Genomic DNA, 19,651 nt, shown 5'->3' with positions numbered 1-19,651 from the left:
CCTAATTAACCAAGTGTTAACGAACTGTACGTTCCTTCTCGCGCGTCGGCAACCAGGATCGGAAACCGGGAGAAACATCTGTGGGGCCCGCGCAGTCAGCGATCATGACCGGCGAAGCGAGAGACCCGGACGGCGACGCGGGACCGCTCGACGGCCTGACCGTCCTCGACGCGTCCCGCGTCCTCGTCGGCCCGTTCTGCACGATGCAGCTGGGCGACCTCGGCGCGGACGTGATCAAGGTCGAGCGACCCGGCGTCGGCGACCAGACCCGCGGCTGGCACCCGCCGACGTACGGCGAGAGCGACGAGGCGGCGTACTACCTGAGCGTCAACCGGAACAAGCGCTCGATAGCGCTGAACCTGGCCAGCGAGGAGGGTCGGGACGTGTTCCGGGACCTCGCGGCCGACGCCGACGTCGTCGTCGAGAACTTCCGCGTCGGGAAGATGGACGAGTGGGGTCTCGGCTACGAGGACCTGCGGGAGCGAAACCCCGAACTGATCTACTGCTCGCTGTCGGGCTACGGCGAGTGGGGGCCGGACCGGGACCGCCCGGCGTACGACATCATCATGCAGGCGGAGGGCGGGCTCATGAGCATCACCGGCGCGGAGGACAGCATACCGGTCCGGGTGGGCGTCGCCATCGCCGACATCGGCGCGGGGATGTACGCGACGCAGGCCGTTCTGGCGGCGCTGCTTGAGCGAGAGATCGGTGGCGGGGGCGGCCAGAAGATCGACGTCAGCCTCCTCGACGGGCAGGTGGCGTGGATGACGTACATGGCCTCGAACTACTTCGCGACCGGCGATCCGCCGGGACGGATGGGGAGCAAGCACCCCACGATCGCCCCGTATCAAGCGTTCGAGACGTGCGACGGGTACGTCGTCGTCGCCGTCGCGTCCGAGAACATCTGGCCGCGGTTCTGCGAGGCGATCGGTCGCGAGGAACTGGCGGACGACGACCGCTTCGCGACCAACGCCGACCGCGTGGACAACCGCGACGACCTCGACGCCCTCCTCGCCGAGGAGATTGCCACGTATTCGACGGACGCGTTCCTCGACGTCATGGACGAACACGGCGTTCCCGCCAGCGACGTCCGCGACATGGCGGACGTGTTCGACGACCCGCAGGTGAAGGCCCGCGGCATGCGCCGGTCCGTCGAGCACCCGACCGCCGGCGAGGTGGAGATGCCGGGGTCGCCGATGCACTTCTCCCGAACGCCGACGTCGATCCGACGGTATCCGCCGCTGCTCGGCGAACACACGCGGGAGATCCTGACCGCGGCGGGGTACGACGACGCGACCGTCGACCGGCTCGTCGACGAGGACGTGGTCGCGCCGCCGGAGTAGTTACGACAGCTGGGCGTTCACCTCGACCACGTTGACGGCACGTCGGAGGCCGTCCAGAATTTCCCCTTCCAGCCGCTCGTCGGTCATCCGTCGCTTCGGCCCGGAGACGCTCATCGCGCCGACGACGTCGCCGCCGTCGCGAAGCACCGGCACGGCGAGACATCGGACGCCACGGACCCGCTCCTCGTCGTCGACCGCGTACCCTCGCTCCCGGATCCGCTCCAGGTGCTCGTCAAGCTCCGCTCGCGTCGCGACGGTGTTTTCCGTGTACGCCGGAAGCCCGTGCTCGTCCACCGCGGCGTCGACCCGCTCGTCGGGGAGGTGCGCGAGCATCGCCTTTCCGAGCGCGACGGCGTGGAGGTACTCGTAGTCGCCGACGCGAAACGTCGAGTTCACCGCCTCGGATCCCGTCTCGCGGTGGACGTAGACGGCTCTGCCGCCCTCCGGCATCCCGAACTGGGCACGTTCGCCGAACTCGCTCGCGAGCCCTGCGAGCTCCGCCTCGACCACGTCGACGGCCTCGATCCGGTTCCGCACCGTCTCGCCCAGCCCGAGATACCGGAGGCTGAGGCTGTAACGGCCGTCTTCCGCGACGACGAACCCGCGTTTTTCCAGGGACGCGAGATAGCTGTGCGCGGTCCCTTTCGTCACTCCCAGTTCGTCGGCGAGTTCGGAGACGCCGACCTCGAGGCGGTCCTCCAGCACGTCGATGACGGTGCAGGCCGTCTCGACCGCGCCGATCGTCCGCGAGGCGTCTGTCATCGCCCCGAGTTCGGCGACTGAACTGATAAACCTACCCGTCGAGGCTTACTTACGGTCCCGTGAGGCGCTCTGCGCCGACTGACGCGGTAAGGCGTTGCGCGGCGGTCGTCGGTCGCCGCGGGAACTCGCAGTCTCCCGATCTGCGCATTCGATGGACGGGAAGATTCCGTCGATATCGGTTGTTACGCGGGTTCTATGACGCAAATCTCACCCGGTCTTTATGCGTGTTCCCGTCGAATCACCTAACCTGATGCCCACGAAAGAAGTCTCGATAAACCTCGGCCAGACCGACGTCAGCGACCTCGAACTATCGCGACGCGACGACGGTCAGACGATCGACTTTTCCGTCGAAGGAACGGTACGCAACGTCGACGAGGAGACCGTAGAGAACGTGATGCTGTCCCAGCAGGTCGATCCGGTCTCGATCACGCTGGCAATCGACGTTCCGGAGGATGAGCAGTAGACGACTCGAAGAAGCGATCCAGTTTACCAGCGGAGACGCTCTCCGAGTCCAGAACCCGAGAACGCCGGATCATCGACCGCGTCGGACCGTTCGAAGGTGGCCCCGAAGATCGCCCGTTACGACGTCGAGTTCATCGATGCCCTGAGAAGGTCGACGATTTCGTGGTTCGAGACCTCGTTCTCATACACCGTGAGGGTATCGTACCCGGCGTAGCCGTGCTCGCCCGAGTCGTCGCGCTCCCAGTACAGCCACGCCGTCTCCTCGCCGCCGTCGAACCCCGTCTCCGCGACCGGGAAGTCGAGCACGAGCGCCGCGCGACTCTCTCCCTCCTCGCTGTGAGCGTCGAACGTCTCCACGGTTCCGCCGTCGGTCGGCCGAGCACCGTCCCCGTCGTCCAGTTCGCTCCGGGATCCGAACCGATACCGGACGGGTTCGTCCGTGGGGTCGAACACCGCCGCCTCGCCGTCGCCGTCGAGGAACTCGCTGCGAAACACCGCGACGGTGACGGACTCGTGCTCGTCGAGGTCGACGAAGTTGTCCTCGTTGCCCGGCTGTACGTCGACGTCGAGTTCTGCCGGGAAGTGCGCCGCCACGACGCCCCCGAATGCGGAGATGCCAGCGCCCGTCGTCGCGACGGCGGCGGTTCCTCTGAGGAACCGCCGACGGTTCGTGCTTTCAGGAGTCGAACTGTCGTTCGCCCTCGGCGATCTTTCGGTCATGGTCCACTGGGAAAGAATCACGCCGCTCGGTAAGGCGGTTCTGGCACGGGCGTCGAAAGTCGCCTACGCCACTGTCACTCCCCGTAGTGCTGTATCGACTCCCGCGATTCCCCAGAGACACCGCTTCCGGTTGATCCGTCATTACGCGCCTCAGGGGTGAAATTCAGTATAGCGGTATGAGGTTTATAGTATCGCTGGCCTCTCAAACCTCGACGAGCTCCGCCGAGTCGCACTGTGGGCACTGGTCGTTGGAGGATTCGATGAGGACGGAGCCGCATGCCGGACACTCGAAGAGGACGCAATCTGAGCTGTCCTGCTCACCCGGGGTCTCGGTTCCATCACCGGATCCGAGAAGTCTGTCTTTGAAGAACGCCAGTTTTCCGTGCATACCCATATTTACCGGCTCTAAAAGCAAGGTTCCTCGACCAAAACACGTTGGGATGATCTATAGGTGATCTTACTAAATCCCGCGGACGGTTTGGCCGAGGAGATCAGTTGCCGGCTGGTCTCTCTAATCGACCGATCCGCGTCGTCCACGGAAGCGTCAGTCGCGTTCGGCGTCCGACGGGCCGCGAACCCGCCCGTCGGTTCTGGCGAGCGCTTGCGCGGCCATGTCGGCCTGTTCGGCTGCCTCGATGTGTTGGTAGGCGTCTCGCACCTGCTCCTCTGAGTTGTCGAGGTACCGCGCGGCGGCGGCGTAGCCGAACTCGCGGACGAACACCTCGCCCATTCCGCGGCGGCCGCCGTGCGGGGCCAGATAGCCGTGTCGGTCGCCGTCGAGGTCGATCCCGGCGTCGTCGCACAGGCGCTTCATGACCCGTCGAGCGCCGTTCGGCTTCAGCGCCGGCGGCGGGGAAAGGTCGTGTTCCGCGGCGACGAGGAGGTCGGATGTCCCCTCGCGTATTCGGACGATCTCGCCCTCGTCGTGACCGTTCTCCGCCAGCTCGCTCGTGACGTGTCGCGCGAGGGTAGGACGGTGCAGCGTGGGGAAGACGGGCCACTCCGACGGCGGATCGAGGAGGCGCCGATACCGACGTAGCGGGCCGAGAAGCGGGTCCGGAAGGGAGGCCTCGTCCCACGCTTGCTTCTTCCTGAACACCGTCGCGTTCTTGTCCGCGAACGAGACGTCGGCCCACCGGAGTCCGTTTCGACCCGCGCGGTCGTCGTCCGGGTCGTTCAGGAACTCGGCGGCCCGCAGTCCCGTGTAGGCGAGGACGTACGCCAGTGCGCGCTCCCGGCATCGCTTCACCGCCTCGAACCGGGCGCTCTCCTTCTCTCTACGGGCCGTGCTCTCGGGGTCATCGCGTTCGCACGGCGGTACGTCGAGGTCCGCGAACCGGTCTATCGCCGCCTCGGCCCGCTCGTCGACGAATCGGGTGATGCGGTCTCGGTGGTCGGGCGTCCAGGCCTGCTGGTCACCGGGGCGGCGCCCGTCGTCGTTCGGCAGCGGATCCTCCGCGTCCGATTCTCTCGCGTAGTGTCGGGGCACGTACCCCTGCCCGTGGGCCCAGCCGCACCACGAAGCGACGTGGGCGTAGTACGTCCTGACCGTGCCGTTCGAGAGCCCCGAGGCCCGAAGGTAACGGGCGTAATCCCCGAACGCGGTCGCGTCCAGGTCGGCGAACGTCACGTCCCGGTCGCGCTCGGACGGCGGACGGAGGCCGTCCCATTCTGCCGGCGGTTCGGCGTTCGCCGGGTCGGCGGCGTCGCCCCGGCACCAGCGTAGGAACCGGTCGAGCTCGCGTTCGGCGTCGCGTCGGTAGTTCCCGTCGTCGCCGCGCTGGCCTTTCCCCTTGTCCGTGAGGAACTTCGGGAACGTGCTGGCGATGGGCGTCTCCGACGACCGCTCGTTACGCACTCCGGATCACCCGCTGTACTGGACATTGGGTACCTGAGGCGGCGTTTCTGTCGGTTCGTGCCCGCGTTTCGGCGGGGGAGCGGCGGTGGCGCATGTATCGCGGTTCTCGTCAGCATGGGGGGACGTAGGGGGACGTTGAATATCTTACGCACGCTTTCTCAACTAAGCGTGCGTAACATAGAACGGCAGTCCGAATCAGAGATTCCGACTCTGATTGGCCCTGGCGGCCGTCTGGGCCGATTCGGCGAATTTTAAATTCTATTACGATATATAGAATTCGGCGAGGTAACAGCAGACGCTACCTCGTTCTCGTTCGCTCTTCTACGGAGCAATTCGGGGGAATTCGGCGCTCTCTGCGGGGATCACGGAGTGGTTACTGCCCCGGATTCGGGCTGAGAGTTCCGTCGGTGTACACGGCGGCACCGCGCGCGGTCCGGTCAGAAGTTGACGATAAGACACACCTAACCGAGTAAGGTATATCTACGTGCTCCAACGACGGACAGTTAAGCGAGGGGGACTGCCATGGCGAACGGTGACCAGTCCTAGAGTGGACGAGCGCGCCTGTGACACCGACTTGCCGCGAGGTCCACCGCTCGTGGGAGATGTGAGGTAGCACTAAACGTTCCTCGCTTTGTGGTCCGACACGTTAGGACCTGGCCAACCTTCGTGGCCTCGCTGGCGGCGGTCGCAGACCGATATTTGCTCTGCACTGTGTGTGCGGATGGTTCGTCGCCCCCGCCCGCAGCCCGGCGCGAGGTCGGAAATATATAACAGGGTACCCTTCGAACGTGACGTATGGCGATAGACTGCGTCGCTGTCACCGGGGGGAACGGCAAGATCGGCGAGGCGATCCTGGCGGAACTAAACGACACCGGCTACCGGACCGCGAACCTCTCTCGCGGGAAGCGCGACGAAGATGTCTCCGACGAGTACCGAACGACCGACATGCTCGACGCGGGCGAGGTGTACGGGTCGCTCGCGCGTATCGACGCCGACGCGGTGGTCCACATGGGGACCATTCCGGGACCCACGAACCATCCGGGCTTCCGGACATACGAGAGTAACGTGGAATCCGCCTACCACGTACTGGAGGCCGCTCGCGAGCTCGGCCTCGACTCGGTGATCCTCCCGTCGAGCATCAACGTCATGGGCGCCGCGTACCAGGAGGAGCCCACGGAAGTGGAGTACCTCCCCGTCGACGAGGAGCACCCCCTCACGCCGCGGGACCCCTACGCCGTCAGCAAGCACGCGATGGAGGTGACCGCCGACGGGGTGGGCCGGCTCCCCGATTCCCCGTCGATCGCCTCGCTGCGCTACCCCTGGGTCGCGACGAGCGACGAACTGCGCGAGGAGTTCGTGGAGAAGAATCGCCCGCTCGCGGCGCTCGACGACCGGTGGCACCACACCACCCGAGACGTGGTGTTCTCGTACGTCCACATCGACGACGCAGCCCGGATCGCGCGCCGCGCCGTCGAGACGGAGTTCGACGGCCACGAGGCGTTCTGGGCGGTGGCCGCCGACACGTCGGCCGACGCCGCCTCCGACGCGCTCGCCGAGAAGTACTTTCCCGACGCCGAAGTCCGCCAGAACCTCGACGGGACGGAGTCGCTCATCAGCGTCGACAAAGCCCGCGACCTGCTCGGCTGGGAACCCGAGGTCAGCTGGCGGGACCTCTAACCGGGTGCCTAGAGAAAGCGGAGGCAGGACGGCCTGTCGACGGCGACGGGGTCTCCGGTTCTCCGCAACGTCCCGTCCGATTCGCCGACCCGGAACGGCACGACCGAGTCCGACCGCTGGTTGAGGGCCAACAGCCGGTCCCCCGCTGGCGAGAGCGCGAAGTTCCTGGGCCACTCGCCGCCCGTCGGCGTCGACCCTGCGCGATTGGGGCGACGGGGGTCGTCGCGGAGGCCGAACCACGTTATCGAGTCGTGGCCGCGGTTCGATGCGTACGCCCAGTCGCCAGAGGGGTGTACGTTCACGTCGGCTGCAATGGTCCCCTCGGGCGCTCCGCCCGGGATCGATTCGACAGTCGCGGACCGTGTGAGCCGCCCCTCGTCTCCCAGATCGAACGCAGCGAGCGTCGCGTCGAGCTCGTTGAGCACGTACAGGACCTCGCGGTCAGGGTGAACGGCTGCGTGTCGCGGTCCGGCCCCGTCGTGGAGGTCGACGTGCGGCGTCGACGCCGGGCGGAGCGTCCCGTCGGCGGCGTCGAACGCGTAGGCGTACACGCGGTCGGTGCCGAGGTCGGGGACGTAGACGTACTCGTTCTCGGGACCGAACACCGCCGAGTGCGGATGGGGTTCGGTCTGTCGCTCCGGGTGTGCGCTCGACCCATCGTGGCGAACGACGTCCGCGGGCTCGCCGACGTACCCGTCCTCGCCGAGGGGATGTACCGTCACCGCACCGCCGACGTAGTGCGCGGCGACCGCGTACGACCCAGTCGCGTCGACGGCGACGTGGCACGGTCCCGCTTCGCCCGTTCCCGCCCGGTCGCGATGGGAGAGCGCGTCAGACTCCCGGTCGACCGCGTACGTCGTCAGCGCGCCGTCGTCGACCTCGTTGACCGCGACGAGGAACTCGCCCGACGGGTGGACCGCCAGAAAGGACGGGTCGCGCTCGGAGGCTTCATCAAGCCGTTCGAACGTTCCGTCGCGGTCGACGCGGTAGCTGTAGAGTCCGGTGCCGCCCGACGGCGTGTACGATCCCATCAGCCCGATGTCGCTCATACTGACCGGAACGTCGACCGGGAACTTCGGTGTACCGAACGGCGTCGAAAACGAGGAAAACGTCGGCTCGAAAGTCACAGAGGCAGCGGGTCTCAATCGGTGGTTGACGTGCCGTCCGTATCACCCCCTTGTCGGTCGTCTTCGATATGTGGCGTACCGGTCCAGTACTCGCGGCCGTCGATCGTGCGAAAGCCTGCGCCCTCGTGGATCTCGGCGCAGTGGATCCCCGGAACCGGGGGCTCGGCGGGACCGTTATCACTGCGGTAGAGGTCCCCAACATGAGGTGTCATATCAGCGGTCGAAGCTGAACACGGGTTTGCAGGTTTCCGAGGCGAGAAACGCCTCGAACGCCGCGTCCGGGTCGGCGACGTCGAACGAATCGTCGACGATCTCGTCGACGGCGATCTCGCCGCGCTCCATGAGCCGGAGCGCCTGCTCGAAGTTCCGCCACGTGGAACCGTACGACGTGTTCAGGTCGACCTCGCCCCTGACCAGCGGCGTCATGAACAGCTCGCTGTCCTCGCCCGGGAGGCCGACGACGACGATCTGGCCGCCCTTCCGGACGCGGTCGGCGGCCATCTCGACGCCGCTCCTGTGGCCCGTCGTGTCGAACACGACGTCGAAGCCGAGACCGTCGGTGAACGCCGCCGCGCGCTCCTCGACGTCCGCCTCTTCGGCGTTGACCGTCTCGATCCCGAGGTCGTCGAGCAGGGGCAACCGGTACTTCGTGTCCTGCGAGAGCCCGGAGACGAGGACGTTCGCGCCGAGCGAGTCCGCCACGGCGGCCGTGAGGACGCCGATCGGGCCCGGCCCCTCGACGAGGACGGTATCGCCCGGCGTCGTCTCCGACTGGTCGAACACCGCGCGCGTAGCGATGCTGGTCGGCTCCGTGATCGCCGCATGGCGGAGCGGAACATCGTCGGGGACCGGATGGAGGTGCCGCGACTCGACTGTGACGTACTCCGCATATGCCCCGTCCCGGTGCATCCCGGTGATGGAGAAGTTCTGACAGACGTTCGGCTGGCCGTTATTGCACTGGAAGCAGCGGCCGCAGTCGTGAATCGGTTCCTCGACCACTTTGTCGCCCGCTTCGTAGTCTGTCACGTCGGCGCCGACCTCGACGACCTCGCCGGAGTACTCGTGGCCCATGATCCGGGGGATCGGGATCCACTCGTAGCCGCCCTCGTACTTGTAGGCGTGGGCGTCGCTCCCGCAGAGCCCGGCCGAGTGAACCTTCACGAGTACCTCCCCGGCGTCCGGCGAAGGTGCATCGCGCTCCTGCATCTCGACGGACTGGGGGTCCGTCTGTACTATCGTCTTCATGGATGAACGAGCACGTGTCGATCCCGGCGGCTACCTCTAATAGCTTTGGATCAGGACGGTCGTGGCCGAGGAGAGTAACTAGTCTATCGGTGCAGTGCTGAACGACCTTCGGTTGCCGACGAACGGCGACCGATGGCTGCTATTCTGACGACACCACGAACACGCGGAGGTCGTTGACGTTGGTGTTCGTCGGCCCCGTTCGGATGACACCGTCGCGGTCGTCGAGGAACCCGCCGGCGTCGTTCTCGTCGAGCGCCCGCTGCGCGGCCGCCCGCGGCGTCGCCGTTCCGGCGTCGGCGATTCCGCCCGCGGCGTCGGAGTTGCCGTCGATCCCGTCGGTGTCGACGCTGGCGACCGTGATCGACGCGTCGTCCAGTTCGAGCGCAGCGCTCAGGGCGAACTCCTGGTTCGGGCCGCCCCGACCGTCACCGCGGATCTTCACGGTCGTCTCGCCGCCGGAGAGCAGCACGGCCGGAGGTTCGACCGGCGTTCCGGTCGCCGCGCACTCCTCCGCGATGCCGACCAGCGACTTCGCAGCCTCCTTCGCCTCGCCCCGGATCCGGGAACTGAGTATCAGGGGTTCGTAGCCGCGCTCTCGGGCGATCGCCGCTGCCCCCTCCAGCGCAGTGTTGCCATCCGCGAGGACGTGCTGGCGGACGCGGTCGAACGCTGGGTCCGCCGCCGACGGGGTTTCCGGAACGTCACCCTCGGCACCGCGGTCGAGGTGGCGCCGGACCGCCGCAGGAACGTCGACGTCGTACCGGTCCAGCACGGAGCGGGCGTCACCGTACGTCGACTCGTCCGGCGTCAGCGGGCCGCTCGCGATGACGTCGAGGTCGTTACCCACGACGTCGCTCACCACGAGTCCGACCACGGTCGCCGGCGCTGCCCGACGCGCGAGGCGGCCGCCCTTCAGTTCGGAGAGGTGCTTGCGGACGGCGTTTATCTCGTGGATCGTCGCGCCGGACGCGAGGAGCGCCTCCGTCGTCCGCCGGAGGTCGTCGACCGCGAGGTCGCCGGCCGGCGCGGGCATGAGGGCGCTTCCGCCGCCTGTGACCACGGCGATCAGGAGGTCGTCCTCCCCCGCGTCGTCCGCGACGGCGAGGAGTTCGCGCGTGCTCTCCGCCCCGCGATCGCTCGGAACGGGATGGTCGCCCAGACGGACGGTCACGCGGTTCGTCTCGACGGGGTTGTCCGTGACGACGACGCCGCCGTCGAGCCGGTCGCCGAGAAGCCCCTCCAGCGCTCGAGCCATCGTCGCCGCCGCGTTGCCGCCGCCGGCCGCGACCACCCGTCGGTACTCGTCGAGGTCGTACCGATCGCCGTCGATGTCGAGCGTCGATCCGTCTCGGTCGATCCGATCCGTGACGACCCGCGCCGGATCGGCGGCCTCGATCCCGGCCACGACGCAGTCGAGCGCCAGGGCGTGGTCCGCGCTCTTCCCGATCCTGTCTCTGTTCTCGATCATACCTCCACCACGTATCGGTAGCCACATAGTTGTCCCGGAGCGCAACGACTGCAAGCCTTCGACCGCCGCAAGAGATCGACCCGTCGCGGACAGTATCTTTATGCGTTTCAGGCACGCGTCTCCGGTATGGACACCGTAGAGGACCTATCGGTACCGGAGGAGACCGTACTGGAGGCGTGCGGCGACACCGTCATCCCCGAGTTCGGCCTGATCGAGCAGGTGTGGGACACCGACCCGATCCCCGAAAACGAGATCGCGGACCGGGCCGCCGCGGCGGTGGGGGCCCTCGCGCTCGACGACGTTCCGGTGGGCGGCGAGGTGGCCGTCGGCGTCGGCAGTCGCGGGATCGCCAACCTCCCGGAACTGGTCCGGGGCGTCGTTCAGGGGCTCGACGACCGCGGCTACCGCCCCTTCATCTTCCCCGCGATGGGGAGTCACGGCGGCGCGACGGGCGAGGGCCAGCGCGAGATGATCGAGGAGCTGGGCGTCACGGAGGAGCGCGTCGGCTGCGAGATCAGATCGAGCATGGACGTCGTGCAGGTCGGCGAGACCCCCGACAGGGGCGTGCCCGTGGTCGCGGACGCCAACGCCGTCACAGCGGACGCCGTCCTGCCCGTCAACCGGGTCAAGCCCCACACCGACTTCGACGGGACCGTCGAGAGCGGGCTCTCGAAGATGCTCGTCATCGGCATGGGGAAGCAACGCGGCGCGAAGATCGCCCACGAGTGGGCGGTCGACTGGAGCTTCCGCAACATGATCCCCGAGATCACCGAGCGACTGCTGGCGGAGCTCCCGGTCGTCGGCGGGGTCGCGATCGTCGAGGACCAGCACGACGACACCACCATCGTGGAGGGGATCCGGCCCGAGGGCTTCCTCGACCGCGAGGCCGAACTACTCGAAACCGCCTACGAGATCATGCCGAAGGTCCCGTTCGACGAGGTCGACGCCCTCGTCCTCGACCGCCAGGGGAAGGACATCAGCGGGCAGGGCCTGGACACGAACGTCATCGGCAGGCGGCCGTTCGCGATCAACGAGCCGGAGCCGGAGCTCCCCCACGTCAAACGGATCTACGTCCGCGGCCTCACGCAGACCACCCACGGCAACGCGATGGGGATGGGGTCGGCCGACCTCGTCCACGAGGACGTCGCTGCCGAACTCGACGCGCCCACGACGCTTATCAACGCCATCACCGCGAGCACGATCCGGGGCGTCCGCCTGCCGCCGGTCGTCGAGACCGACCGGGCCGGACTCGCCGCCGCACTGTCGACCATCGGCGTCGTCGACCCCGACGAGGTGCGCGTCCTCCGCGCCGCCGACACGATGCATCTGAACCGCCTCTACGCCTCGCCGGCGCTCGTCGACGCAGCGCGGAAACGCGAGGACCTCCGCGTGGTGCGGGAGCCGGCACCGATCGAGTTCGACGACGGCGCGTTCGCCGCGCCCCCGCCCCACGAGACCTGACTCGTCGGCGTCCGGATGGATGTGGATCGTCACGATACGTAGTGTTCAACCGTATTGAACGCTGTCCAGTCTGTCCGAGCCCCAAACCCCGACACCCCGGCGACGTCTTGAGCGAACTCCGCCTTCGGTTACGCGACTCCGCTTTCATCGTATTACGATACTATTTTTGTAAGGAACAGCCTCCGACGAGCGGACGATCGCGACGGGGCCGTTCAACCCATCTGGACATCTATTTCCGTGGGAGAACGTCGGTTCGGCGCCCACGAAACCGTCGACAGAGATAGTGCTGGAGGGGCCGGGCAGTTACGACGGATGCTGATGCCGCAACTTCTCGGCGACCGTCCCCGGGACTGGCGTGCCGCACTGCCGGCACTTCCACGTCGGGTAGGGAACGCCCTGCTCCTTCGCGAGGTCCTGCTTGAATCGGAGGGTCGCGCCGCAGGTGCAGTCGTACGTTGTGGCGGTCATGCGTGACGCAACTATGCGATGCTACATGGTCGTTCGGATGTATCACTAAATAGCCAGTTCCGGATCCGCGACGGACACTGTTCGAACCCCTCGGGAGATCGGGTGGCCAGCGAGACCTAGTCGTAGTCCCGCCGACGCACCTCTATCGATTAGTTCGAAGGTCTCGCAATCTGCGGGTTTCGTGGAGACGACCGCGGCACGAGTCGACGCCGTAGAGCGCGGCGTACGGTCCAGATCCCCGGCGACGGAACAAATCGATAGAGGTGTGTCTCCAGCGGCGACCGCGGTACTTGCCGGCTGGCCCCCGTGGCTGCCCGCTCAGACAGTACCGCCCGTTCAGCCGACGAGTTCGATGAGGAGAAACAGCGTCCCGACGGAAGCGAGCGTCGTGACGAACACGTTCAGCGACGCGAACTCCTCGTCGCCGCCGAGTTCGTTCGCGAAGACGTACGTCGACACTGCGGTCGGCGTGCCGAGCATCACGACGCTCGCGGTGAACGTCGCGGTATCGACGCCGAGCACGGAGAAGACGGCCCACGCGAGCAGCGGCATCCAGCCCATCTTGACCGCGATGACGGCGGCGGTGGTGCCGTAATCAACCGACGGGAGGTCGAGGTCGAGAGAGGCGCCGACGCAAAGCAGCGCCAGCGGCAGGGAGAGCGTACCCAGAGCGTCGAGCCCCGCGGCGACAGGCGAGGGGACCGCGAGTCCGGCAGAGCCGACGGCGAGCCCGCCGACCAGCGCGGCGAGGACGGGGTTCGTCGCTAGGCGGCGGAGCTCGTGACCGAAGGCGGCGTCCGCGTCGTTGACGCCGACGAGGACGAACACCGTCAGCGGGACCTGGACGAGCGACACGACGCCGAGGACCACGCTCGCCACGGCGGTCACGTCGCCGTCGAAGGTCGCCGCGACGAGCGGGAGGCCCAGATAGCCCAGGTTCGAGTGGTACGACTGGATGACCGCCACGCTCCGCCGGGGCCGCGAGGGGAGGTTTCGGTGGACTACCCACGCCAGCGCCGCCGTCCCGAACAGGACGACCAGGAGGCCGACGAGCAGCGCCGGAGTGAGCAGGTCGGCGACCGATCGGTCGTACGTGGCGACGAAGATCAGCGCCGGGAGAGCGACGTAGTAGGCCACCGCGTTCAGCCAGTCGGTCCGCGCCTCGTTCAGGACGCCCGCCGCGCGCAGACCGGTCCCCGTCAGCAGCAACGCGAGCAGCGCGAGCAGCCGTCCCAGCACTTCCATACCGGGCCGGAGTACGCTCGCCCTTTTCTGTCGTTCGATCCAACCTGCGGTCGGGCGACCGCTGCGCCAGCGGGGACCACTGTTTTGTCTCTCGGTACCGTATCACGCATATGGACGAACGATCGGACGACGTGCTCTTCCCGAACGGGGACGGGGAAAACCGCTCCGCGGGCGTTTCGCGACGGACGATGCTTGCCGGTTCGGCGGCCGCAGGCGCGGCGGCCGCCGGCTGCGCGAACAGTGGGTCCAGTGAAGGGGACTCCGGGGGATCGGACGACAGCGGCGGGAGTTCCGGCGACGACGGCGTCACCGAGGCGGACTCGGTGTTCGTGTTCAACACGGGCGACAGGACGGTGAGCGTCGTCGACGCGACTGACGACGCGGTGGTCGCGACCCGTCAGCTGTCACTGACCGCCTCGTTCCCCTCGAACCAGTACGCGCCGGGTATCACGGAGGAGCCGAGCGATCCGCTCTGGCTCAACGTGGACGAGGGGGTCCGCGCCGTCGAGGTCGGGTCGCTCTCCGAGGTCGCCTCGGTGGACACCGGGTCCGGGGCGAACTGGCAGGAACTGACGCCCGACGGGAAGCACCTCGTCGTGAGCGCTCGGGAGCCCAGCCACGAGCAGTACCGGATCGACGCGGATCCAGCGTCGGACACCTTCGGCGAGGTGACGGCGCGGATCGACCGCGCGGACGAGGGCGGTCGCGGCGACAGAGAGGGGCCGGGGCCGGGGCCGTGCGACGTCACGATCCATCCGGACGGGGAGTACGCCTACGTGCCGGACCTCTACGGCGACACGCTCACTGTCCTCGACGTCGAGTCGTTCGAGATAGCGACGCAGGTCGCGGTCGACCCCGTCGAGGAGGGGACTCCCCCGGCGCCGTGGATGGGTACTGCCGCGATGGACGGCGAGACGCTGCTCATCGAGAACAACGAGGGGGAGACCGGAACGGAGAGCATCTGGGACGTGAGCGATCCGGAGACGCCGCGGGAGGTGGCTCGCCTGACGAGCGACGACGGCCTCGGCCACCTGCCGCTCACCAGCGAGATCGGCCCGGACGGCGACATCGGCTACGTGTTCACACCCGACACCGAGGACGTCAGCGTGATCGACGTGGAGGGCGAAGCGGTGGCGAAGCGTCTCGACCTCGGGGGGCAGGCCTTCGTCGGGACGTGGGGGCCGGCCCACGAGAAACTGTACGTCCCTGTCCAGACGAGCGACGAGGTCGCCGTCGTCGACCACGAGGCACGGGAGGTCACCGAGAGGATCGAGGTCGGACCGGACCCCTACGGCGCCACGGCGGCCGGAATCCGACCAGCCGGTAGCGGGTCCGGCAACCGATTGAAGCGATTAGCGACCCTCGCGGTCGACTCGGACTCGGGCACGTCGTACTGTATCGGAGAGTGCGCGTGCGGACACGACTGGTGATTCTCTCTGCGCTCGGTCGCGGCGATCCGGCTCTCCGCTGTCTCTCGGGCCTCTTCGCGATCCGCTCTCTGCACACCCTTTACAGAAATAGGGCTGTAAGAACAGAGGTGATCGCACCACTATTCAGGAAAATGTTCACTATAGGTGAACGCACTTCTGAGGACTGTTCTCCTGAGACGTAACGAGACGCAACGGCGTTCGACCGTTTGACCGACGTTCGCACGCAACCGTTCGTGAGAGAAGAACACGTAGCTATTTATGGGAAACGCCGATAACGGAAGAGCATGGGATCGGAAGCGAACAACCCGGTGAAATCCGTCGTGACGACGTTCGAGGTCCTGCAGACGCTGCGACGGCTCGACGGGGCCGGCGTGACCGAGCTCGCGGACGAGCTCGACCTGCCGAAAAGCAGCGCGTACAACTACCTCAGCACGCTCGAACAGGAGGAGTACGTCGTCAAGGAGGGGTCGGAGTACTACGTCGGGCTCCGGTTTCTCGACCTGGGGCGGTACGCGCGCCAGCGCAACGACCTCTACGAGACGGCGCGCCCCGAACTGGAGTCGATCGCCGACGAGACGGGCGAGCTCGTCAACCTGCTCGTCGAGGAGCACGGGCAGGGCGTGTACGTCTGTCGGGTGCGGGGCGACCAGGCCGTCAACGTCGCGGCGAGCACGGGCCACCGCGTGTCGCTGCACAACACCGCCCTCGGAAAGGCGATCCTTTCGCACATGCCGGAAGAACGCGTCGACGCCATCCTCGACGGGCACGGGATGTCGGCGGAGACCGAGCGAACCATCACCGACCGCGACGAACTCGCCTCCGAGCTGGCCGCGGTCCGCGAACGTGGCGTCGCGTTCGACCGCGAGGAACGGATCGGCGGGCTCTGCTGCGTCGCCGTCCCGATTCTGGACCTCGACGACCGGCCGGTCGGCGCGATCAGCGTCGCGGGGCCGACGAGCCGCATGCAGGGCGAGCGCTTCGAGACCGAACTGCCGCAGATGCTGAAGAGCGCGGCGAACGTCATCGAACTGAACCTCACCTACGCCTGAGGCCGGAGGGTGAATGGCCGAATTTTCGCGAACGAGTATTCATCAATAACGAACACCGACGACCGCTCAGAACGCGCTGTCGGCGAACCCACCGTCGACCGTGACGACCTCACCGGTGACGTAGGAGGCGGCGTCGCTGGCGAGGTACACCGCCGCGCCGACGATCTCCCCTCGGTCCGCAACCCGGCCCATGGGCGTCCGCTCGTCGATTCGCTCGCGCTTCTCGGTCCCTTCGGCGTACGTGTCCTCGTTCTGCGGAGTGATGACGAACCCGGGGGCGACGGCGTTGACCCTCAGTTCGGGCGCGAGTTCCTTGGCCGCCGCTCGGGTGAACGCTTCGACGCCGCCTTTCGCCGCAGAGTAGGCGGGCAAGTTCGCCATCGAGAGCCTGGCGGCGAGCGAGGAGACGTTGACGATGCTGCCGCCGTCTGCCATCGCCGGCGCGAACGCCTGCGTGACGCGGCGGACGCCGTCGAGCGCCACGTCCGTGACGAAGTCCCAGTCCTCGTCGGAGATGTCCGCGACCGACTCCCGGGAGATCGCCCCCTGAGACGCGACGACGACGTCGATACCGCCGAGTTCGTCCTCCGCCCGATCGCGGACCCGCTCCAGCGAGTCGGGGTCGGTCACGTCGCAGGTCACCCGCGCGGTCTCCGCGCCGCGGTCCTCGATCATCGCCGCCGTCTCCGCGACTCTCCCCTCGTCGCGACTGGTCGCGACGACGTCCGCGCCCTCGCTCGCGAACCCGAGCGCGATGGCCTGTCCGATGCCGCTCGTCCCGCCGACGACGACCGCCCGCTTCCCCTCGACCGTTACCGGGCTGTGTTCGTACTCCGTCATGGTCGCGACGACTCGGTCGCGCTCCTTTACTCTTGCTGGTGGGGAACCGGATCGGCGGCACGACGGTACCGTCGACCGACCAGTGCGGTCCGAGCGGCGGACTCCGTAACCTTCTACCGCCAGTGCGGAGAACCAGTGGATATGCGCGCACTTGCCAAAACGGGTCGCAGCAGCGGAGCCGTGGAACTCGTCGACCGCGACCGACCGAAGCCGGCGGCCGACGAGGCGCTTATCGAGGTCGACTACGCCGGGCTCTGCGGGAGCGACGCGGGCATCTACGAGTTCGAGTCTGCGTTCGAGCGGATGGACCTTCCCAACGTCATCGGGCACGAGTACACCGGGCGCGTCGTCGAAGTCGGCGACGCCGTCGCGAAGTTCTCGGTCGGCGACCGCGTGGTCGAGCGACCGATCCGCGGCTGCGGCGACTGCTATCAGTGCGAGGTCGGGGAGGAGAACGTCTGTCAGAACGCCGTGATCACGGGCGTCGATCACGACGGCGCGTACGCGGGGTACATCGCCGTCCCGGAGACGGCTCTCCACGCGGTCCCGGACGGTGTCGACCCGCGCCACGCCGCGCTGGTCGAACCGACGAGCATCGGCGCTCGCGCCGTCATCGAGAACTCGCGGGTGAGCCCCGGCGACCGCGTCATGGTCGCCGGCCCCGGGCCGATCGGCCAGCTGACGGCCCAGATCGCGGACGCGCAGGGCGGCGAGGTGGTCGTCGCCGGCGTCGGGCGAGACGCCGATTACCGCCTCCCCCTCGCGGAGGACCTCGGCTTCGAGACGGTCAACGTGGAGGCCGACGACCTGGACGCCTATCGGGACGAACTGACCGACGGCGTCGGCTACGACGTCGTCTTCGACACGACCGGCCATCCGTCCGGGCTGACGATGGCCGTCGACGAGGTGCGAAAGGGCGGCCAGATCGTCCTCGTCGGCCAGACCGGCGAGACGACGATGGAGTACTCCCCGCTCGTCCGCTCGGAGATCGACCTCCAGTGCTCGTACGCCTCGATGTACGACGACTTCGAGCGGTCGCTCCGAATGATCGAAGCCGGCGACGTCGACCACGAGACGTTCCTCGACGACCGGTTCAGCCTGCTGGACGCGGACGAGGCGTTCGAGACGTTCCTGCGGGGTGGCACCTGCAAGCCTGTGTTCGATGCCTCGGTCCTGCGCGACTGAGTCGACCGCATCGGGGGATCACCCCGACCCTGCTGCGGAAGTTTTAGGAGCACCGCCCGTGATCTACGGACGCTGATGGACTACAGACATCTCTCTGATCCGAACGCGGAGTACACTATGCGCGATCTGTCCGCGGAGACGATGGGCGTGACCAAGTCCCGCGGCGACCGCGACGTGGAGATCACGGACGTACAGACGACGATCGTCGACGGCAACTACCCCTGGACGCTGGTGCGCGTCTACACCGATGCCGGCGTCGTCGGCAACGGGGAAGCGTACTGGGGCGGCGCGCTCTCCGAGATCATCGAACGGCTCACGCCGTTCGTCGTCGGGGAGAACCCGCTCGACATCGACCGCCTCTACGAGCACATGGTCCAGAAGATGTCCGGGGAGGGCTCGATCGCCGGCAAGGACATCGCCGCCATCTCCGGCATCGAACTCGCGCTCCACGACGCCGCCGGCAAGATCCTGGACGTGCCCGCCTATCAACTGCTCGGCGGCAAGTACCGCGACGAGGTGCGCGTCTACTGCGACTGCCACACCGAAGACGAGGCAGACCCCGACGCCTGCGCTGACGAGGCCGAGCGCGTCGTCGACGAACTCGGCTTCGACGCGCTGAAGTTCGACCTCGACGTTCCGAGCGGCCACGAGAAGGACCGCGCCAACCGCCACCTCCGCGGCCCGGAGATCGACCACAAGGCCGAGATCGTGGAGAAGGTCACCGAGCGCGTCGGCGACGACGCAGACGCCGCGTTCGACTGCCACTGGGCGTTCAGCGCGGGGAGCGCGAAGCGCCTGGCCCGGGAACTCGAACAGTACGACGTGTGGTGGCTCGAAGACCCCGTCCCGCCGGAGAACCACGACGTCCAGCGCGAGGTCACGCAGTCGACCGGGACGCCCATCGCGGTCGGCGAGAACGTCTACCGGACCCACGGCCAGCGCCGGCTCATCACGGAGCAGGCGGTCGACATCGTCGCCCCCGACGTGCCCAAGGTCGGCGGGATGCGGGAGTCGGCGAAGATCGCGACGCTCGCGGACATGTTCTACGTCCCCGTCGCGATGCACAACGTCTCCTCGCCGATCGGCACGATGGCCTCCGCACACGTCGGGGCCGCGATCCCGAACTCCCTCGCCGTCGAGTACCACTCCTACGAGCTCGGCTGGTGGGAGGACTTAGTCGAGGAAGACGAACTCATACAGGACGGCTACATGGAGATCCCGGAGGAGCCGGGACTCGGCCTGACGCTCGACCTCGACGCCGTCGAGGAGCACATGGCCGAGGGCGAGGAGCTGTTCGATCCGGCGTGAGCC

18 protein-coding genes are annotated in these 19,651 nt (G+C 67.4%); 8 read left to right on the top strand and 10 right to left on the bottom strand.

All coding sequences use genetic code 11. The annotated features are described in order from the left end of the window. Positions 1 to 104: 104 nt before the first annotated feature. Positions 105 to 1,343 carry a CaiB/BaiF CoA transferase family protein gene (locus D8670_RS18790; protein WP_121819643.1) on the top strand — a complete coding sequence of 413 codons (1,239 nt, stop codon included), beginning with the start codon at positions 105 to 107 and terminating at the stop codon, positions 1,341 to 1,343. Here D8670_RS18790 and D8670_RS18785 read toward each other — a convergent pair whose 3' ends face one another. Then, positions 1,344 to 2,105 carry an IclR family transcriptional regulator gene (locus D8670_RS18785; protein WP_121819642.1) on the bottom strand — a complete coding sequence of 254 codons (762 nt, stop codon included), beginning with the start codon at positions 2,103 to 2,105 and terminating at the stop codon, positions 1,344 to 1,346. 250 nt (positions 2,106 to 2,355) lie between these two features. On the opposite strand from D8670_RS18785, the gene D8670_RS18780 reads away from it, so the two are divergent. Next, the gene (locus D8670_RS18780) at positions 2,356 to 2,568 is read left to right on the top strand and encodes a hypothetical protein (protein ID WP_121819641.1); all 213 of its coding nucleotides are present in this window, start codon (positions 2,356 to 2,358) and stop codon (positions 2,566 to 2,568) included. Between the two features lie 116 nt (positions 2,569 to 2,684). On the opposite strand, the gene D8670_RS18775 is transcribed toward D8670_RS18780, so the two are convergent. The 3 genes from D8670_RS18775 to D8670_RS18765 all read right to left on the bottom strand — a co-directional run bounded on the left by D8670_RS18775 (position 2,685) and on the right by D8670_RS18765 (position 5,145). Further along, the gene (locus tag D8670_RS18775) at positions 2,685 to 3,287 is read right to left on the bottom strand and encodes a hypothetical protein (protein WP_193569439.1); all 603 of its coding nucleotides are present in this window, start codon (positions 3,285 to 3,287) and stop codon (positions 2,685 to 2,687) included. A 202-nt stretch (positions 3,288 to 3,489) separates the two neighbouring features. Beyond that, the gene (locus D8670_RS18770; protein WP_121819640.1) at positions 3,490 to 3,675 is read right to left on the bottom strand and encodes a hypothetical protein; all 186 of its coding nucleotides are present in this window, start codon (positions 3,673 to 3,675) and stop codon (positions 3,490 to 3,492) included. Between the two features lie 156 nt (positions 3,676 to 3,831). Next, positions 3,832 to 5,145 carry a site-specific integrase gene (locus tag D8670_RS18765; RefSeq protein WP_121819639.1) on the bottom strand — a complete coding sequence of 438 codons (1,314 nt, stop codon included), beginning with the start codon at positions 5,143 to 5,145 and terminating at the stop codon, positions 3,832 to 3,834. 795 nt (positions 5,146 to 5,940) lie between these two features. Here D8670_RS18765 and D8670_RS18760 point away from each other — a divergent pair. Beyond that, on the top strand, positions 5,941 to 6,822 hold the full coding sequence (locus tag D8670_RS18760; protein WP_121819638.1) for an NAD-dependent epimerase/dehydratase family protein: 882 nt from the start codon (positions 5,941 to 5,943) through the stop codon (positions 6,820 to 6,822). Positions 6,823 to 6,830: 8 nt separating this feature from the next. Here D8670_RS18760 and D8670_RS18755 read toward each other — a convergent pair whose 3' ends face one another. From D8670_RS18755 to D8670_RS18745, 3 genes are all read right to left on the bottom strand, one after another. After that, on the bottom strand, positions 6,831 to 7,871 hold the full coding sequence (locus D8670_RS18755) for a lactonase family protein (protein ID WP_162994368.1): 1,041 nt from the start codon (positions 7,869 to 7,871) through the stop codon (positions 6,831 to 6,833). 291 nt (positions 7,872 to 8,162) lie between these two features. Then, positions 8,163 to 9,194, bottom strand: a complete 1,032-nt coding sequence (locus tag D8670_RS18750) for a zinc-dependent alcohol dehydrogenase (RefSeq protein WP_121819636.1) — start codon at positions 9,192 to 9,194, stop codon at positions 8,163 to 8,165. A 139-nt stretch (positions 9,195 to 9,333) separates the two neighbouring features. Continuing rightward, positions 9,334 to 10,662 (bottom strand): glycerate kinase type-2 family protein, encoded by a 1,329-nt coding sequence (locus D8670_RS18745; RefSeq protein WP_121819635.1) that lies wholly within the window; start codon positions 10,660 to 10,662, stop codon positions 9,334 to 9,336. A 126-nt stretch (positions 10,663 to 10,788) separates the two neighbouring features. On the opposite strand from D8670_RS18745, the gene D8670_RS18740 reads away from it, so the two are divergent. Then, a complete protein-coding gene (locus D8670_RS18740) occupies positions 10,789 to 12,123 on the top strand; it encodes a nickel pincer cofactor-dependent isomerase, group 22 (protein WP_121819634.1) in 1,335 nt (444 codons plus the stop codon). Between the two features lie 303 nt (positions 12,124 to 12,426). Here the strand turns inward: D8670_RS18740 and D8670_RS21185 are convergent, their stop codons facing one another. Then, positions 12,427 to 12,591, bottom strand: a complete 165-nt coding sequence (locus D8670_RS21185; protein WP_162994367.1) for a hypothetical protein — start codon at positions 12,589 to 12,591, stop codon at positions 12,427 to 12,429. A gap of 336 nt (positions 12,592 to 12,927) precedes the next feature. Next, the gene (locus D8670_RS18735; protein WP_121819633.1) at positions 12,928 to 13,836 is read right to left on the bottom strand and encodes an AEC family transporter; all 909 of its coding nucleotides are present in this window, start codon (positions 13,834 to 13,836) and stop codon (positions 12,928 to 12,930) included. Between the two features lie 110 nt (positions 13,837 to 13,946). On the opposite strand from D8670_RS18735, the gene D8670_RS18730 reads away from it, so the two are divergent. Both D8670_RS18730 and D8670_RS18725 read left to right on the top strand, forming a co-directional pair. Beyond that, positions 13,947 to 15,266 (top strand): beta-propeller fold lactonase family protein, encoded by a 1,320-nt coding sequence (locus D8670_RS18730; protein ID WP_121819632.1) that lies wholly within the window; start codon positions 13,947 to 13,949, stop codon positions 15,264 to 15,266. 284 nt (positions 15,267 to 15,550) lie between these two features. After that, positions 15,551 to 16,315, top strand: a complete 765-nt coding sequence (locus tag D8670_RS18725; RefSeq protein WP_121819631.1) for an IclR family transcriptional regulator — start codon at positions 15,551 to 15,553, stop codon at positions 16,313 to 16,315. 66 nt (positions 16,316 to 16,381) lie between these two features. On the opposite strand, the gene D8670_RS18720 is transcribed toward D8670_RS18725, so the two are convergent. Then, a complete protein-coding gene (locus D8670_RS18720) occupies positions 16,382 to 17,155 on the bottom strand; it encodes an SDR family NAD(P)-dependent oxidoreductase (RefSeq protein ID WP_121819630.1) in 774 nt (257 codons plus the stop codon). Positions 17,156 to 17,296: 141 nt separating this feature from the next. On the opposite strand from D8670_RS18720, the gene D8670_RS18715 reads away from it, so the two are divergent. Continuing rightward, positions 17,297 to 18,340 (top strand): zinc-dependent alcohol dehydrogenase, encoded by a 1,044-nt coding sequence (locus D8670_RS18715; protein ID WP_121819629.1) that lies wholly within the window; start codon positions 17,297 to 17,299, stop codon positions 18,338 to 18,340. A gap of 75 nt (positions 18,341 to 18,415) precedes the next feature. Then, entirely contained in the window at positions 18,416 to 19,648 is a 1,233-nt protein-coding gene (locus tag D8670_RS18710) for a mandelate racemase/muconate lactonizing enzyme family protein (protein ID WP_121819628.1), read from the top strand. Positions 19,649 to 19,651 lie beyond the last annotated feature (3 nt).

This window comes from Halostella limicola (assembly GCF_003675875.1).
Lineage (GTDB): Archaea > Halobacteriota > Halobacteria > Halobacteriales > Natronoarchaeaceae > Halostella > Halostella limicola.
Note: the sequence above shows the minus strand (reverse complement) of the source record. Positions and strands in the feature narration are given on the sequence as shown.